The sequence below is a fragment of the Pantoea eucrina genome, from assembly GCF_020079945.1.
Lineage (GTDB): Bacteria > Pseudomonadota > Gammaproteobacteria > Enterobacterales > Enterobacteriaceae > Pantoea > Pantoea eucrina.
Window position 1 is genome coordinate 2,994,010 of sequence record NZ_CP083448.1, and the last position, 16,509, is coordinate 3,010,518.

Annotated in this window: 13 protein-coding genes and 3 tRNA genes; 7 read left to right on the forward strand and 9 right to left on the reverse strand. The window is 56.8% G+C overall.

Annotation, left to right across the window (positions count from 1 at the left end; translation table 11 throughout):
- Positions 1-4 precede the first annotated feature (4 nt).
- Positions 5-1,519, reverse strand: a complete 1,515-nt coding sequence (gene nnr / locus LAC65_RS14170) for a bifunctional ADP-dependent NAD(P)H-hydrate dehydratase/NAD(P)H-hydrate epimerase (protein ID WP_071669171.1) — start codon at positions 1,517-1,519, stop codon at positions 5-7.
- On the opposite strand from nnr, the gene queG reads away from it, so the two are divergent.
- Positions 1,518-2,657, forward strand: coding sequence for a tRNA epoxyqueuosine(34) reductase QueG (queG, locus tag LAC65_RS14175; RefSeq protein WP_039385654.1), 1,140 nt, complete (start codon positions 1,518-1,520; stop codon positions 2,655-2,657). The genes nnr and queG overlap by 2 nt on opposite strands.
- A 425-nt stretch (positions 2,658-3,082) precedes the next feature.
- Here queG and LAC65_RS14180 read toward each other — a convergent pair.
- The 4 genes from LAC65_RS14180 to orn form a co-directional block, all read right to left on the reverse strand.
- Positions 3,083-3,158, reverse strand: a tRNA-Gly gene (locus LAC65_RS14180).
- A gap of 25 nt (positions 3,159-3,183) precedes the next feature.
- Positions 3,184-3,259: transfer RNA gene (locus LAC65_RS14185), tRNA-Gly, on the reverse strand.
- Positions 3,260-3,337: 78 nt separating this feature from the next.
- Positions 3,338-3,413: transfer RNA gene (locus LAC65_RS14190), tRNA-Gly, on the reverse strand.
- Positions 3,414-3,631: 218 nt separating this feature from the next.
- Positions 3,632-4,180, reverse strand: a complete 549-nt coding sequence (orn, locus tag LAC65_RS14195) for an oligoribonuclease (protein ID WP_039380653.1) — start codon at positions 4,178-4,180, stop codon at positions 3,632-3,634.
- 102 nt (positions 4,181-4,282) lie between these two features.
- Between orn and rsgA the strand changes: the two genes are divergently transcribed.
- The 3 genes from rsgA (at position 4,283) to mscM (ending at position 9,677) form a co-directional block, all read left to right on the forward strand.
- Positions 4,283-5,332 carry a small ribosomal subunit biogenesis GTPase RsgA gene (rsgA, locus tag LAC65_RS14200; protein WP_039380655.1) on the forward strand — a complete coding sequence of 350 codons (1,050 nt, stop codon included), beginning with the start codon at positions 4,283-4,285 and terminating at the stop codon, positions 5,330-5,332.
- A 96-nt stretch (positions 5,333-5,428) separates the two neighbouring features.
- The gene (gene asd, locus LAC65_RS14205; protein ID WP_039380658.1) at positions 5,429-6,325 is read left to right on the forward strand and encodes an archaetidylserine decarboxylase; all 897 of its coding nucleotides are present in this window, start codon (positions 5,429-5,431) and stop codon (positions 6,323-6,325) included.
- 16 nt (positions 6,326-6,341) lie between these two features.
- Positions 6,342-9,677, forward strand: coding sequence for a miniconductance mechanosensitive channel MscM (mscM, locus tag LAC65_RS14210; protein ID WP_071669169.1), 3,336 nt, complete (start codon positions 6,342-6,344; stop codon positions 9,675-9,677).
- A 47-nt stretch (positions 9,678-9,724) separates the two neighbouring features.
- Here mscM and mdh read toward each other — a convergent pair whose 3' ends face one another.
- Complete coding sequence (gene mdh / locus LAC65_RS14215) at positions 9,725-10,663, reverse strand: malate dehydrogenase (RefSeq protein ID WP_039380662.1); 939 nt, start codon at positions 10,661-10,663, stop codon at positions 9,725-9,727.
- A 419-nt stretch (positions 10,664-11,082) separates the two neighbouring features.
- On the opposite strand from mdh, the gene argR reads away from it, so the two are divergent.
- The 3 genes from argR (at position 11,083) to yhcN (LAC65_RS14230) (ending at position 12,642) form a co-directional block, all read left to right on the forward strand.
- Entirely contained in the window at positions 11,083-11,553 is a 471-nt protein-coding gene (gene argR / locus LAC65_RS14220; RefSeq protein WP_039380667.1) for a transcriptional regulator ArgR, read from the forward strand.
- A gap of 465 nt (positions 11,554-12,018) precedes the next feature.
- A complete protein-coding gene (yhcN, locus tag LAC65_RS14225; protein WP_039380669.1) occupies positions 12,019-12,282 on the forward strand; it encodes a peroxide/acid stress response protein YhcN in 264 nt (87 codons plus the stop codon).
- 93 nt (positions 12,283-12,375) lie between these two features.
- Complete coding sequence (gene yhcN, locus LAC65_RS14230; RefSeq protein WP_039380672.1) at positions 12,376-12,642, forward strand: peroxide/acid stress response protein YhcN; 267 nt, start codon at positions 12,376-12,378, stop codon at positions 12,640-12,642.
- 60 nt (positions 12,643-12,702) lie between these two features.
- Here yhcN (LAC65_RS14230) and LAC65_RS14235 read toward each other — a convergent pair whose 3' ends face one another.
- The 3 genes from LAC65_RS14235 to aaeB form a co-directional block, all read right to left on the reverse strand.
- Entirely contained in the window at positions 12,703-12,972 is a 270-nt protein-coding gene (locus LAC65_RS14235; protein WP_039380676.1) for a barstar family protein, read from the reverse strand.
- Between the two features lie 14 nt (positions 12,973-12,986).
- Positions 12,987-14,441 (reverse strand): NAD-dependent succinate-semialdehyde dehydrogenase, encoded by a 1,455-nt coding sequence (locus LAC65_RS14240; RefSeq protein ID WP_082032643.1) that lies wholly within the window; start codon positions 14,439-14,441, stop codon positions 12,987-12,989.
- A gap of 105 nt (positions 14,442-14,546) precedes the next feature.
- Entirely contained in the window at positions 14,547-16,499 is a 1,953-nt protein-coding gene (gene aaeB, locus LAC65_RS14245; protein WP_039380681.1) for a p-hydroxybenzoic acid efflux pump subunit AaeB, read from the reverse strand.
- Positions 16,500-16,509: the final 10 nt, after the last annotated feature.

The window sequence follows — 16,509 nt, forward strand, 5'->3', positions numbered from 1 at the left end:
GTTATTATTGCATCATCTCTGGATTAACAAACTGCCACAGTTGCTCAAACAAATCAGTGGCTAACATACCGCGCGTTCCGTGCTGACGGGCAACTGCATCGGCCGCTGCGCCGTGTACCACGCAGCCCGCACAGGCGGCTTCAAACAGCGAAAGCTGCTGGCCCAGCAGGGCCGCAATGATACCGCTCAGCGTATCGCCCATGCCGCCCGACGCCATACCGGCGTTACCGACATCAGCAATGGCAATATCGCCCGCGGCGCTGGCAATGACCGTACCGGCGCCTTTCAGAACCACGACTCCGCCATAACGCCGGGCCAGGTTCTGCGCGGCCTGCAGGCGATCGTGCTCGATCTCACTGGTTTTTACTCCGAGCAGCCGGGCCGCTTCGCCGGGATGCGGCGTAATGATGCGATTCTGACGGTTATCCGGATTGATTGCCAGCAGGTTAAGCGCATCTGCATCCCAAAGCATGGGCTTTTCACAGGCCGCGACCTGCTGCAGCGCCTGCTGTGCCCAGTCGCGTTGTCCCATACCCGGCCCAATCGCCACAACGTCCGCCCACGCCAGCGCGTTATGCAGTTTTTCGCGCGTAAATGCATCAACCATCAGCTCAGGACGTGCGGTAATAAGCGGACCGATATTATCAGCCTGCGTCAGCACGCGCACCAGTCCGGCACCGCTGCGTAGTGCCGCCTCGCCGGTCATACGGATGGCGCCGGCAGTACCGCTGTCGCCGCCAATAATCAGCAGCTGTCCGTGATCGCCTTTATGCGAGGTCGCCTGGCGCGGTTTAAGCCAGCGCGTCAGGTGCTCCGCTGCATAGCGCCGGACAGGCGCCTGTTGCCCGCTGAGCCAGGCATCAAGGCCCAGCGTATCGCAGTGCAGCTCACCGACATGATCGCGTGCTTTTCCCGTCAGCAGACCCGGCTTCAGCGCAATCATACTCAGCGTGCGACTGGCGACAACCGCCGCACCTGGCGTGGCACCGGTCGTCGCCAGTAAGCCGGACGGCACGTCGATAGCGAGTACCGGCGCGGTGTGCTGATTGATCGCTTCAATCAGGGGTGCATAAGGTGCCGCGGGCGCGCGGCTGAGGCCGGTGCCCAGCAGCGCGTCCACAATCAAATCGACCTGCTCCGGCCACGGGCTGTCTGCGGCATGAATCTCGCCGCCTGCGTCCAGCCAGGCTTCGCGCGCCTGCCGTGCTTCATCAGGTAGCGGCCTGCTGCCTTCACACGCCAGCAGCGTGACCGCCATACCGGCTGCCTGAGCCAGCCGCGCAATGACGTAGCCATCACCGCCGTTGTTGCCGTGGCCGCACAGGATCAGCCAGTGCCCGGCCTCTGGCCAGCTCTGGCGCGCCAGGGTAAAGCTCGCCTGACCGGCGCGCTGCATCAGTTCATAAAGCGTCAGCCCCAGGCTGTCTGCTGCATCCTGCTCCAGCTGCGCCATGGCCTGCGCAGGCCAGACAGAGTGTGGTAAACTGCGCGCGTTTGCATCAACTGCCTGGTTTCTCATGTCATACCCTCTCGATCTTCAACAGCTTGCTCAACAGATTAAACAGTGGGGCCGCGACCTCGGCTTTCAGCAGGTCGGCATCTGCGACACCGATTTACGTGCTGAAGAGCCAAAGCTACAGGCGTGGCTGGACAAGCAGTATCACGGTGAGATGGCATGGATGGCGCGCCACGGCATGATGCGTGCGCGTCCGCATGAACTGTTGCCCGGCACGCTGCGGGTGATCAGCGTCCGCATGAACTATCTGCCCGCAAAAGCGGCTTTTTCCCAAACCCTGAAAAATCCTCAGCTTGGCTACGTCAGCCGCTATGCGCTGGGTCGCGACTATCACAAAGTATTGCGCAATCGTCTGAAAAAGCTCGGAGAAATGATCCAGGCGCACTGCAGTGAACTCAATTTTCGCCCGTTTGTGGATTCCGCTCCCGTAATGGAGCGGCAGCTGGCGGCGAAAGCGGGCCTCGGCTGGACCGGAAAACATTCACTGATTCTGAATCGTGAAGCGGGCTCATGGTTTTTCCTTGGTGAACTGCTGATCGATCTGCCGCTGCCGGTGGATGCTCCCCAGGAGGAGCAGTGTGGCCGCTGCGTCGCCTGCATGACGATCTGCCCGACCGGGGCCATTGTTGAGCCCTATGTTGTGGATGCGCGGCGCTGTATCTCCTACCTCACCATTGAGCTGGAAGGCGCCATCCCTGAAGCGTTGCGTCCGCTCATCGGCAACCGTATTTATGGCTGTGATGACTGCCAGCTGATCTGTCCCTGGAACCGCTACAGCCAGCTGACGGATGAAGCGGACTTTTCACCGCGTGCGGTACTGCATGCGCCAGAGCTGACCGCGCTGTTTGGCTGGGACGAAGCGCGTTTTCTGCGCGTGACGGAAGGCTCGGCAATCCGGCGAATCGGTCATCTGCGCTGGCTGCGCAACATTGCCGTGGCGCTGGGCAATGCCCCCTGGTCAGCTGAATGCGTGGCGGCGCTGCAGCAGCGACGCGGTGAAGATCCGCTGCTGGATGAGCATATTGACTGGGCGCTGGATCAGCAGCAGCAGAAGCGCGCAGCTGAAGTTATTGAGGTGCAGCCTGCGAAAACGCTGCGTTTAGTCCGCGCCGTGGAAAAGGGTCTGACACGTGATGCATGATTGAGCGCATCTGCTGCACACAGGCTTGTCCACACGCTGTGCATAAGATTTTTTCATAAAAATAGTGACGCACAGGCATGCGTGGTCTATAGAGACCATTAACATAATGAAATAGTGATTTATATAATAAAAACAATTACTTGAATGTAAATTGTAAACTTATATTTGCTGAATAACGCGCAGGCGTCGAGCCAGAGCTTGTGGATAACTCTGTTTAAAAGGGTTTTGCATGATGGGTATAACGCCGCCTTTCAGGCGCGGACAAATTGTGGATAACTTGCAGCGGTATGCAGCAAACCATCGGCAATATCGACGCTGACACAGCGTGTGTAATGTTCAGAACAACGCAGACTGCAGAAAGAGCAAAAGCAGTGCTTAATGTCTGATGACGCCCGCAGGCAGGAAACAATCGTGAATAAGAAAACTGGAGCGGGAAACGAGACTCGAACTCGCGACCCCGACCTTGGCAAGGTCGTGCTCTACCAACTGAGCTATTCCCGCAAAGAGGTTACTACAAAACAGATTCTGGAGCGGGAAACGAGACTCGAACTCGCGACCCCGACCTTGGCAAGGTCGTGCTCTACCAACTGAGCTATTCCCGCATTATCGTTGATATTCAGCCTGCTGCTATGCGGCAAAGCAAAACATCTGATATTGGTATCTGACTACATCTTTAAATCTGGAGCGGGAAACGAGACTCGAACTCGCGACCCCGACCTTGGCAAGGTCGTGCTCTACCAACTGAGCTATTCCCGCATCATCATCGCGACTATCTGAACCGGCGTAACTTTCACGCGGAGGGATAAACGCTGATGCTTTACTGCTGCGCACCACACGAAATTCTTCATCGGTACGGGGTGCGCATTATACGAGAATTCGTTTTTGCCGCAAGCCTCTTATCGCAAAATTTTGCGCTTTCAGCGCGTTTGCTGATTTAATCGACAAAATGATGCTTTACTGTGCATTTCAGGCCGTTAAAGCTGCAAAAAATGCTCGCGATAGTACGCCAGCTCCGCGATTGACTCGCGAATATCATCCAGCGCCTGGTGCGTACCCGCTTTTTTAAAGCCCGGCAGGATCTGCGGTTTCCAGCGTCGCGCCAGCTCTTTCAGCGTGCTGACATCCAGATAGCGATAATGGAAGTAGGCTTCCAGCTCTGGCATATAGTTAAACAGAAAACGGCGATCCTGACCGATGCTGTTGCCGCAAATCGGTGAAGTGTTGGCAGGCACCCACTGCTGCAGAAACGCCAGCGTGGCTTGTTCTGCCGCCCGATCGTCATACTGACTCGTTTTGACCCGCTCAACCAGGCCACTGCCGGTATGGGTCCGCACGTTCCACTCATCCATCAGGGCCAGCTGCTCATCAGACTGATGCACCGCCAGTACCGGCCCCTCAGCGAGCACGTTTAAGTTTGCATCGGTAACGATCGTCGCGATCTCAATAATGCGATCGCGAAGCGGATCGAGTCCGGTCATTTCAAGGTCGATCCAGATCAGGTTATTTTCGTTTCCAGCTGTCATCTATTTTCCATCCATTGCCAGTGTCGTCATTCGACCGCGTTAAGGTGTATCATAGACGTTTTGCCCAGCGGGGCGAAGCCTGGCGAAAGCGTGAGAGGATGCGTGAGCAAAAATAAACTGTCGAAGGGTCAACAACGTCGCGTAAGCGCAAACCATCAGCGTCGTCTGCAGCAACGGAGTGAAAAACCGGAGCCTGATGATAGCCTGTTTGGCGATGCGTCTGAGGGCGTGGTGATCAGCCGCTTTGGCATGCACGCAGATGTCGAAGACCAGGCGGGCGAAGTGCATCGCTGTAATATCCGCCGCACTATCCGCTCGCTGGTTACCGGCGATCGCGTTGTATGGCGTGCAGCGAATGAAAATGGCGGTAAAGGTATCGTTGAAGCGGTACACGAGCGTAAAACCGTGCTGACCCGCCCCGATTTTTATGACGGCGTAAAGCCTATCGCGGCCAATATCGATCAGATCATGATCGTGTCAGCTATTTTGCCGGAGCTTTCGCTCAATATTATCGACCGCTATCTGGTCGCCAGCGAAACGCTGGGTATTGAGCCGTTACTGGTACTCAACAAGATCGATCTGCTGGATAGTGACGCGCGTGCGTTTGTTGATGAGCAGATGGATATCTATCGCCATATCGGCTATCGCGTGCTGATGGTCTCCAGCTACGCACAGGATGGCCTGAAAGATCTGGAAGCGGCACTGACCGGGCGCGTCAGCATTTTTGCCGGCCAGTCAGGCGTGGGTAAATCGAGCCTGCTGAACCGGCTGCTGGGACTGGATGTTGCCGGCAGTGAGATTCTGACCAATGATGTGTCGGATGTGTCCGGACTGGGTCAGCACACCACGACCGCCTCACGTCTTTACCACTGCCCGCACGGCGGCGATGTGATCGACTCGCCCGGAGTGCGTGAATTTGGCCTGTGGCACCTTGAGCCGGAACAGGTTACCCGCGGGTTTATCGAATTCCGCGAATTTCTCGGCAGCTGTAAGTTCCGCGACTGCAAGCACGATACCGATCCCGGCTGCGCAATCCGTGAAGCGGTAGAGAATGGCCTGATCAACGCGTCGCGCTTTGATAATTACCACCGTATTCTTGAGAGTATGGCGCAGGTAAAAACGCGTAAAAACTTTTCTGCCGATGAAGATTGATCGGTAAAACGACATAGTCGCTAACTCACCGGGGCGCTGCTACAATCCGCCCCCCCTTTTTTACGTAAACCACAGGTATTAAGCCAGGAGGCAACGGTGTTTGATCGTTTTAAACTCGGCCTGAATCATATTCTGCCCAAGAAGGCGCTGACCGAACTCGCCGGCTGGGGCGCCAGTCGCCGCGGTGGCTGGCTGACCAAAGCGGTCATTGATGCTTTCGTCTGGTTCTATAAAGTTGACATGGCGGAAGCCAGTAAGCCGCATACCGGCAGCTATCGCACGTTCAACGACTTCTTTGTCCGCCCGCTGAAAGAGGGTGCCCGCCCTGCCGATCCTGACGCCTCGCTGCTGGCGCTGCCGTGTGACGGCGCGATCAGCCAGCTGGGCCGCATCACCGGCGATCAGATTTTTCAGGCGAAAGGACACTACTATACGCTGCAGGCGCTGCTGGCAGGCAACGACGAGCTGGCAGAGAAGTTTATTGATGGGGAGTTCGTTACCACTTATCTTGCCCCGCGCGACTACCACCGCGTGCATATGCCCTGCAACGGCATTCTGCGTGAAATGATCTACGTGCCAGGCGACCTCTACTCCGTTAACCCGCTCACGGCGCGCAATATTCCTAATCTGTTTGCGCGTAATGAGCGCGTTATCTGCGTATTTGATACCGATCACGGCCCGATGGTGCAAATTCTGGTGGGTGCCACTATCGTCGGCAGTATTGAAACTGTCTGGGCAGGAACCGTGACGCCGCCGCGTGAAGGTGTGATCAAACGCTGGCGCTATCCTTCTGCCGAACATGATGGTGCGGTCGTACTGCTGAAAGGTCAGGAAATGGGCCGTTTCAAGCTGGGTTCAACCGTGATCAACCTGTTCGCTCCTGACCGGATAAAACTGGCGGAAAGCCTGGAGGCGGAAAGTAAAACGCGTCTCGGCCAGCCGCTGGCTATTGCACTGCCGCAGTCTGGCGACAGCGCCCCGCTGACTCAATAATCAGAGACCTGCTCCCGTGCGCGCTTTCCTTGTTCTACTGCTGAGCCTCGTGCTCAGCAGCCCTCTCTGTGCCGCCTCCCTCCCCTCCACTACGCAGCTGCAGCAGGAGCTGGATGAGGCGAAATCCGCTAAAAACAGTCCTGCACAAACCGAACAGGTGCAGGCGCTGGAAGCGGCCATCAATTTTCTCTCTGAACGCAGCGACTCGCTGGAGCGGGCGAAGCAGTATCAGCAGGTGATCGACGATTTTCCCCGGCTGGCACGCGAACTGCGCCAGCAGATCGCCACGCTGAACGAGACCAGCAAACCCGTACGCAGCAACATGAGCAATGCGGAACTGGATCAGGAAATACTCCAGGTCAGCAGCCAGCTGCTGGAAGAGGGACGGCAGGCGCAGCAGGAGCAGGACCGCGCACGTGAAATCAGCGACTCGCTGGCGCAGCTGCCGCAGCAGCAGACTGATGCGCGCCGTGCCATGACGGAGAATGAGCGTCGCGCGCAGGGCATTTCAAACAACGCGTCACCCCTTGCCCAGGCGCAGGTGTATGCCCGTCAGGCGGAAAGCGCAGCGAGCAAAGCCCGGGTGGATGAGCTGGAGCTGGCGCAGCTTTCAGCCAATAACCGTCAGGAGCTGGCCCGCATGCGGGCAGAAGTGCATCAGCGGAAAGCCACGCAGCTGGATAACTATCTGCAGGCGCTGCGCAGCCAGCTGAACAATCAGCGTCAGCGCGAGGCGGAACTGGCGCTGGAGCGCACGGAGCAGCTGGCGGAAAACAGCGGCGATCTGCCGCCCACCATTAGCGAGCAGCTGCGTATTAATCGTCAGCTCTCTGCCGATCTGAATCAGCAGGCGCAGCGTATGGATCTGGTCGCCTCGCAGCAGCGTCTGGCAACTAATCAGACGCTGCAGGTGCGCCAGGCGCTGAGCACGCTGCGCGAGCAGTCACAGTGGCTGGGCGCCTCTAATTTGCTGGGTGAAGCGCTGCGCGCGCAGGTAGCCCGTCTGCCCGATATGCCAAAAGCACAGCAGATCGATAGCGAAATGGGCGAGCTGCGGGTACAGCGGCTGCACTATGAGTCACTGCTCGAGCGTCAGCAGACATTGCGTAAAGAGAAGCAGGAAGATGGCACGCCTTATACCAGCGAACAGAGCCGGATCCTGGACGCGCAGCTGCGCACCCAGCGTGAACTGCTTAATTCGCTGATCTCCGGCTGCGATACGCTGATTCTGGAGATCACTAAGCTGCGGGTGTCAAACACGCAGCTGCAGGATGCGCTCAGCGAAGTTAAAGAGGCGACGCATCGTTACCTTTTCTGGACGGCAGATGTCAGTCCGGTGGGCCTGAAGTATCCCCTTGAGGTAGCAAGCGCCCTCACCCGCCTGCTGTCGCTGGATACGCTGGGTCAGATGGGCAAAGCGCTGGCCATGATGTTTACCAGTCGCGAAACGGTGCTGCCGATTATGGGTGCCGTGCTGCTGGTGGGTTTCAGCATCAGCTCACGCCGCCACTACAACGCGTTTATGGCGCGCGCCGCCAGCCGCGTGGGCAAAGTGACACAGGATCGCTTCAGTCTGACGCTGCGGACGGTATTCTGGTCCATTCTGGTGGCGCTGCCGCTGCCGGTGCTCTGGGCGGCACTGGGGTATGGCCTGCAGCATGCGTGGCCCTATCCGTTTGCCGTGGCGATAGGGGATGGCATTACCGCCACGCTGCCTCTGCTGTGGGCGTTTATGATTAGCGCCGCCTTTGCCCGTCACGACGGCCTGTTTGTCGTGCATTTTCGCTGGCCGCAGACGCGGGTGGCGCGCGCCATGCGCTACTATTCGCTGACGGTTGGGCTGATTGTACCGCTGATCATGCTGCTGATCGCCTTTGGCAATCTGGAAGATCCGCAGTTTTCCGCGACGCTGGGACGACTCTGTTTTGTGCTGATTTGCGGTGCACTGAGCATTGTCACGGTCAGCCTGAAGCGCGCCGGTATTCCGCTTTATCTTGATAAAGAGGGCAGCGGTGATAATTTTGTCAATCGCATCCTGTGGAACCTGATGATCGCCATTCCGCTGGTGGCCGCTTTTGCATCCTGCATCGGCTATCTGGCAACCGCCCAGGCGCTGCTGGCTCGCCTGGAAACCTCAGTCTGTATCTGGTTCTTCCTGCTGGTGATTTATCACATTATTCGCCGCTGGATGCTGATTCAGCGCCGACGCATTGCGTTCGATCGCGCCCGCCAGCGTCGCGCTGATATGCTGGCCAATCGCGCCCGCAGTGAAGAAGAAAAAGAGCAGCAGAGCGCCACCAATACTGACACCATTGAAATTGATGAGCCGGTGATTGACCTCGATGCCATCAGTGCGCAGTCGCTGCGGCTGGTGCGCTCTATCCTGACGCTGATTGCACTGGTATCGGTGATCCTGCTCTGGTCGGAAATCCACTCCGCGTTTAGCTTCCTCGATAACATTCCGCTCTGGGATGCCAGTACCACGGTTCAGGGCGTTGAGAGTGTGCAGCCTATCACGCTGGGTGCGGTGCTTATCGCCATTCTGGTGCTGATCATCACCACGCAGCTGGTCCGCAATATGCCTGCGCTGCTGGAGCTGGCGCTGCTGCAGCATCTCAGCCTCGCGCCGGGTACCGGCTACGCCATTACGACGCTGACCAAATATGCGCTGATGCTGATGGGGGGCCTGATAGGCTTCTCAATGATTGGCGTGGAGTGGTCAAAGCTGCAGTGGCTGGTCGCTGCACTGGGTCTTGGGCTCGGATTTGGCCTGCAGGAGATTTTTGCCAACTTTATCTCCGGCCTGATTATCCTGTTTGAAAAACCGATCCGCATCGGCGATACCGTCACTATTCGCGATCTTACCGGCAGCATTACGCGTATTAACACCCGCGCGACCACCATTACCGACTGGGACCGGAAAGAGATTATCGTGCCCAATAAAGCGTTTATTACCGAGCAGTTCGTGAACTGGTCTTTGTCAGATTCCGTTACGCGTGTGGTGCTGACGATTCCGGCGCCGGCGCGCGTAAACAGTGAAGAAGCCACCACCATACTGAAACAGGCGGCCGAGCGCTGCACCTATGTGCTGGATATGCCGCCGCCGGAAGTTTACCTGGTGGACCTGCAGCAGGGTATTCAGCTGTTTGAGCTGCGCGTGCATGCGGCAGAGATGGGCCATCGCATGCCGCTGCGGCATGAGCTGCATCAGCTCATTCTGCGGGGCTTCGCGGAGCACAATATTGAGATGCCTTTCCCGCCCTTCCAGGTGCGTATGGAAACGCTGGGACGCAAAACGCCTGCCGGCAATGGCACGGCGGCGACGCAGACCTTCAAATCTGGCGGACTGTAACAAAAACGCCCGGCTTCAGCCGGGCGTTTCACACTGCGTAACAGGAGTTACTGCTTCACAAACTCTTCACCCTGCGCAATATCTTTTTTCAGCGTCTCCAGCATGCCGTTCAGCGCCTGCTGTTCAAATTCGCTCAGCGTGCCCAGCGGGCGACGTTCGGCAATCCCGTTTTTCCCCAGCAGCAGCGGCTGAGAAAAGAAGCGCGCATATTCACCATCGCCTTCGACATAGGCGCATTCAACTACATTGGCCTCACCCTGCAGCGCACGGATCAGCGACAGACCAAAGCGTGCGGCGGCCTGCCCCATTGAGAGAGTCGCCGATCCGCCACCCGCTTTGGCTTCTACCACTTCGGTGCCGGCGTTCTGAATACGCTTTGTAAGATCGGCGATCTCCTGCTCGCTGAAGCTGACGCCCGGCACCTGCGACAGCAGCGGCAGAATGGTCACGCCAGAGTGGCCGCCCACGACCGGCACCTCTACTTCTCCTGGCTGTTTACCCTTGAGCGCAGCGACAAAGGTATTAGCACGAATGACATCCAGCGTGGAGACGCCAAACAGCCGGTTTTTATCGTAAACGCCGGCTTTTTTCAGCACCTCTGCGGCGATCGCCACGGTGGTATTAACCGGATTAGTAATGACGCCAATCAGCGCTTTAGGTGCCGTGCTGGCTACCTGCGCGATCAGGTTACGGACAATGCCCGCGTTAACGTTAAACAAATCCGCGCGATCCATGCCGGGCTTACGCGCTACCCCGGCAGAAATCAGGACCACGTCGGCCCCCTTCAGCGCAGGGGTGGCATCTTCACCGCTAAAACCTTCAACCGTCACAGCGGTAGGGATATGGCTGAGATCGACCGCCACGCCAGGCGTGACCGGTGCAATATCATAGAGAGAGAGGGCGGAACCCGCGGGTAACTGCGTTTTGAGCAGCAGAGCCAGCGCTTGGCCAATACCGCCAGCGGCTCCGAGAACGGCAACTTTCATCCTGAACTCCTTATTAAGATGGGGCAAAGATATGCCAGAAATCCATCAGCTTACGAGTTTAGTCAACATCTCAGGCGATAGCGACATAGCCGTTGCGCACAGGCAGCCTGCTGCTATCTGCTTCCGATACCGCTCTGTTTCAGAAGCGCCTGAATGATCTTATCGCAGCCAGCAGAGATATACGGCTTTGATCGTCGATCTGGTTGTTACCACGTCAATAGTATAACAACTTTGCAACCTCTGCTTTGCGCGTCAGCGCGCGATTTTGGTGCGTAGCCAGTTTCTGCTAGAATGCCCGTCCCGCGCGGACGTATGGCGAAAGTCGCTGCTGACGCATTGCATAAAAATTCATCTAAATGCATAATAATTTATCAGCTGCAGGCTTGTTGCCTGCTGCGCCTCTCATTCATTGGTAGCTTATGCGTAATCCTTCAAAACAAGACGACCTTATCAAGGCATTTAAAGCCTTGCTTAAAGAAGAAAAATTCAGCTCTCAGGGCGAAATCGTGCAGGCGCTGCAGGAAGATGGCTTTGAAAATATCAATCAGTCAAAAGTCTCCCGCATGCTGACAAAGTTTGGCGCGGTGCGCACGCGCAACGCGAAAATGGAGATGGTTTACTGCCTGCCCGCTGAACTGGGCGTCCCTACCGCTACCAGCCCGCTGAAAAACCTGGTGCTGGATATCGATTACAATGAAGCGCTGGTCGTGATTCATACCAGCCCGGGCGCCGCGCAGCTGATTGCCCGCCTGCTCGATTCTCTCGGCAAAGCAGAAGGAATTCTGGGTACTATCGCCGGCGATGACACCATTTTCATCACCCCGGCGCGTGCTTTTACCGTTAAGCAGCTCTATGACGCGGTACTGGTGCTGTTTGAGCAGGAGCTGTAACACTTCTTTGCCGGTGGCCAGTCTGCCGGCACCTTCTGGCGTTCAGATACCTGATGTCCTCTGTTACTTCGCCCCGCCTTTATCGCTAAAGGTTATCAGGCTGGCTGATATAGGTCAGACCTTTAAGCTCCTGTTACTCTCAGCCATATATTCTCCTGCCTGTAACCGCTCTTTCGCCCGTTTTAACTAATTTTCTCGCCAGCGTGCAGCGGCATTGACCATAAACTTTGGCACGAAAAGTTAATTTGACGCAGATCACTGTTTTTGCGAAAAAAAAGCGCTTAACGGATGAAAAATAGCCGATTTTAATAACTTAACGTTATAAAAAGGTGGCATAAGGATAAAGGATAACAACGAAACATTATTAGCGAAGTATTAATTTCCCGCGTGATTAGATCTATACTTCTTTTCGTGACGCAAATCACACTAACTAAAAAGATAAAAATCACAGACGAGGAAAATACCATGAACGTTAAAGCGGCTATCGCCACCCTAAGCATTCTTTCTGCACTCTCATTTGGCGCTTCTGCAGCAGATTCTATTTCTGCCGATCAGGCAGCGAACCTGCAGTCTGCCGGCACCATCAGCGTCAGCGGCGTGGGCGGCTCGCCAATGGATATCCACCAGCAGCTGAATGCGAAAGCCGATGCGCAGGGCGCAAAAGCGTATCGTGTTATCGAGGCTTATAACGACAACACATACCACGCTACAGCTGAACTCTATAAATAACTGTCAACCGGCGTGATACAACGCCGATGCTAATCGACGACCCGCTTACTCTGGTGTAGCTGCAGGTTGTTGATGCTAACGAGGAGATACATCATGAAAATCAAAACAACTCTTGCAACGGCTGGCCTGCTCTCTCTGTTTGCCTTTGGCGCCTCTGCGGCTCAACTGGTTACCAGTGAATCAGCACAAAATCTGCAGCCTGCTGGCAGCACCATCTCAATCAGCGGTACCGGCGGTTCACCAATGGATTATCGCGAACAGCTTTCTCAGAAAGCTGATGCGCAGGGCGCCAGTGCTTACCGCGTCATCGAAGCGCGTACCGGCGACAGCTATCATGTGACCGCCGAACTCTATAAGTAATTCCTCGTCACCCCTGACGAACCCTTTGGCCCCGCTTTGCGGGGCCCTTTTTGGGTTGTATTACTGAGCGGTAAAGCGGAGCTGGCCCTCCAGCTCCTCTTTTGCCTTTTCAAATAGCAGGATCAGTGCGCTATACCGGCGTTTCTGCCCTCTCCCCAGATTAACGAAGACAATTTCCAGCGGCAGCGGAAGCTGTTCACCGGTCATCACCCGCCAGAGATCGTCCGGATCGCGAATAGCGGCCTCGTTCAGCATAAAACGCTCGCCAAACTGACTGTAGAAGTGGGCCTGATCGACGATTTCATCAAAATCGAAACGCTCGGTTCGCATGCTGTATCCTCCTGCTAAGAGAGACCGCCCAGATGCAGCGCTTTGACTTCCAGGTACTCTTCAATACCCAGCACTGAGCCTTCGCGTCCCAGACCTGATTCTTTAATCCCGCCAAACGGCGCCACCTCAGTAGAGACCGCGCACTCATTAATACCGATCATCCCCGCTTCCAGCGCGGCAGCGACGCGGAACACCCGCTGCAGATTCTGCGTATAGAAGTAGGCAGCCAGACCATATTCGGTATCATTCGCCCGCCCGATTACCTCCTCTTCACTGCTGAAGCGGAAGCAGGCCGCAACCGGACCAAATGTCTCCTCCTGCGCCAGCATCATGCTCTCCTGCGCCCCGGCAATAACCGTGGGCTGCCAGAAATTGCCGCCCAGCGCATGCCGTTCGCCACCGGTGACAATTCGGCCACCTTTACGCACCGCATCCTGCACATGCTCTTCAACTTTTTCCAGCGCGGAGGCAGCGATCAGCGGCCCGACGATTACGCCTTCATCCATACCGTTCCCGACTTTGAGCTGATTAACCGCTTCTGCCAGCTGCGTAACAAAGCGATCGTAAATCTGCTCATGGATATAAAAACGATTCACGCTCACGCAGACCTGACCGGCATTGCGGAATTTATTGGCAATCGCACCCTGTACCGCAGCGTCAATATCCGCATCTTCAAAGACGATATATGGCGCGTTGCCGCCCAGCTCCATGGAGACCTTTTTCATCGTCTCAGCCGCATTGCGCATCAGCGTTTTGCCCACGGCAGTGGAACCGGTAAACGAGATTTTGCGCACTGCGCGTGAGGCCATGATAGCGTCGCTGATCGCCTGAGTATCGCCCGCGACGGCATTGAGCACGCCGTCCGGCACGCCAGCCTGCTGCGCCAGGGCTATCAGGGCAAACGCGCTGAGCGGTGTATTGTTCGCCGGTTTAATAATCCCGGTGCAGCCTGCGGCCAGCGCCGGCCCAAGCTTACGGGTCAGCATCGCCATCGGGAAATTCCAGGGGGTAATCGCCGCGACCACGCCAACCGGTTCACGCGTGGCCAGAATACGCGAGCCGGGTTTAGCGGGCGGAATAATCTCGCCGTTAGCGCGCTTTGCCTCTTCTGCAAACCACTGAATAAAGCTCGCGGCATACTCTACTTCGCCTTCCGCCTCTTTGACCGGCTTACCCTGCTCGGCGGTCATCAGCTCTGCAAGCCAGCGTTTGTTTTCCACGATCAGCTGATACCAGCGCATCAGGATCCCGGATCGCTCTTTGGCCGTTTTATCCCGCCAGCCGGGGAAAGCGCGCTGCGCGGCAGCGATCGCCTGTTCGGTTTCCGCTTTACCCGCTTTGGCGACGCGGGCAATCACCTCGCCGGTCGCCGGATTGGTTACGTCAAACGTCGCGGAGGCGGCATGCCATTGACCCGCAGCGAAGAAGCCGGTTTTGAAGAGTTCATGTTGCTGCAAAGAAGCGGACATCGATATTCTCCTGTCAGTATGCATCCGTCAGGAAAGTATAGATGGCAACGCGCAGCCGATTTGTGTCAGCGTGGCATAAACCCGCCGCCGCCCGGGGCGGCAGGCTTAAATCTGGATGAGGGTGTTCTGATATTTGTCCAGCATCTGCGTCAGGCGGGCGACCGGCTCCGTGACGCTGGCAGGGGCACTATAATGCGCCAGCTTCTCCTGATAGCCAGCCAGCTCCTGCAACAGCGTTTTGAACGCGTCGCGTCGCTTATCATCGCTGCTGGCTGAGATAACCCGGTCCGCGGTGTGTCGCAGCTGCCGGTGATAAGCGGAGAGCTCCGCATTGACCGGCACTTCTGCATTACGCAGCCGCTGATGACCAATAATCAGCGTCAGGGCGATACGGTATTTATCGATATCGCCCGGAAACAGATTGAGCAGCAGAAAAAGCTGCTGATAAAGCGCCGGCAGATGGTTTTCCCGGCGCCGGGCCTGATTCGTCGTCAGCGCTGCAACAGCAGCATACATCAGGCGATTCAGCAGTTTGCGGCCGGTACGCGCTTTGGATTTATCGCGAATCAGCAAAATCACCATCATGGCGACAAAGCTGCCGATCCACTGCCCCAGCGCGTTATCCAGAAACACGTTGAATTCAAACTTCATCGGGTTATCCAGCACCAGCACATTGATTGTGCCGATCAGCGCGCCCAGCGTGCCAATCTGCCGCCGCTGCACAAAGATACCGCCGACAAAGCCGAGCAGGCCGATGGCGATGCAAAGCAGCAGCGCACTCTGCTGCGTGGCAGGCAGAACCCAGGTGAAGTAGAACAACCCGAGCGGCACGGCGACCGCCATACCGTAAAAGAAATCTTTGGCCATCATCAGCGGATTGGGCATGCGCATCGCCAGTGCGGTGATCACCCCCAGCATGACCATGCAGCCGCTGCCGGAGGTCCAGCCGGTATAGAGCCAGAACAGGGCCCCCAGCGCGGTGGCGACAAAGGTGCGAATACCGTTGATCATCGCATGGTGAGTTTCAGCCGAACGGGCCTGAACGATAACCTCCCGCTGCAGGATGTTCTCTTCAAGGGCGCTGATACGGCTGTTGCATTTAATCCCTTTGATCAGCAGCAGATATTCAGTCGCTGCTCCGGTCCAGCTCGCCAGCGTGACCGGAACCGTTTTGCTGCTGTCGCTGATAACGCGACGCAGCACTTTCATGCGCTTATGCACCTCACCGGCGCTGTTTGCCTCTTTTTCCAGCAGCAGCCGGAACTGCGGCGGAATATAGTCGGGCCGGGAGTTCTGGATAAGAAACGTCTCAGCGGCCTGCGTAATCAGCGTCAGCGACAGCGTATTAAGCATCTTCAGCCGGCGACTGCTGTTCTGCCAGCGAGATGACTCCATCATCAGCTGGCTGCGCATGCCGTTCAGGGCTGTGGTGCGGCGTACCAGCGCGCTCCAGGCTTTATCCACCTCATCTTTATCTTCATGCGCAACGCAGAGCTGCAGCAGTTTGTAGTGCGCCACCAGCAGCGCATCCACTTCGGCATCAATCACTTTTTTAATGGAGCGCGGTGAAAACAGCATGTCTGCCAGAATCGCACACAGGATCCCGAGCACAATTTCGCTGCAGCGCTCAACGGCAAACTGGGGGGCGAGCGTCAGCCCGCCCGTTGCGTCAGCGGTTACAACGATAATCAGTGCCGTATAGCCTGCCAGCCCAAGCGCATAGGAGTTTTCGACTTTGATCAGCGAAGAGATCCAGACGCAGAAACCGGCCCACATGCAGCACAGCAGCAACATCACTACCGGCGCACGCACGGTGGTGATCATGATAGTCAGCGCAGCGATACAGCCGATAAAGGTGCCGATAATGCGCAACACGCCGCGATAGCGCAGCGCGCCGGAGTAGGGATCGCCGCCGGCCGCAAAGGCGGTACCGCCAGCGACAATACCGGCCGTCATCACCGCCCAGCGCGGCGTTTCCAGATGAAAGTGAAAGCCAATCATCAGCGCGGCCACCAGCGCAAACGTCAGCTTGATCGGGAAACGCAAAAACTCAATCATCACGCCCCCG

Excerpts from the sequence above, each read along its gene's own strand:
- queG (WP_039385654.1), top strand. The coding sequence starts at position 1,518 with ATGTCATACCCTCTCGATCTTCAACAGCTTGCTCAACAGATTAAACAG.
- nnr (WP_071669171.1), bottom strand. The coding sequence starts at position 1,519 with ATGAGAAACCAGGCAGTTGATGCAAACGCGCGCAGTTTACCACACTCT.
- yhcN (WP_039380672.1), top strand. The coding sequence starts at position 12,376 with ATGAAAATCAAAACAACTCTTGCAACGGCTGGCCTGCTCTCTCTGTTT.
- orn (WP_039380653.1), bottom strand. The coding sequence starts at position 4,180 with ATGACAGCTGGAAACGAAAATAACCTGATCTGGATCGACCTTGAAATG.
- mdh (WP_039380662.1), bottom strand. The coding sequence starts at position 10,663 with ATGAAAGTTGCCGTTCTCGGAGCCGCTGGCGGTATTGGCCAAGCGCTG.
- LAC65_RS14240 (WP_082032643.1), bottom strand. The coding sequence starts at position 14,441 with ATGTCCGCTTCTTTGCAGCAACATGAACTCTTCAAAACCGGCTTCTTC.
- LAC65_RS14235 (WP_039380676.1), bottom strand. The coding sequence starts at position 12,972 with ATGCGAACCGAGCGTTTCGATTTTGATGAAATCGTCGATCAGGCCCAC.
- yhcN (WP_039380669.1), top strand. The coding sequence starts at position 12,019 with ATGAACGTTAAAGCGGCTATCGCCACCCTAAGCATTCTTTCTGCACTC.
- aaeB (WP_039380681.1), bottom strand. The coding sequence starts at position 16,499 with ATGATTGAGTTTTTGCGTTTCCCGATCAAGCTGACGTTTGCGCTGGTG.
- argR (WP_039380667.1), top strand. The coding sequence starts at position 11,083 with ATGCGTAATCCTTCAAAACAAGACGACCTTATCAAGGCATTTAAAGCC.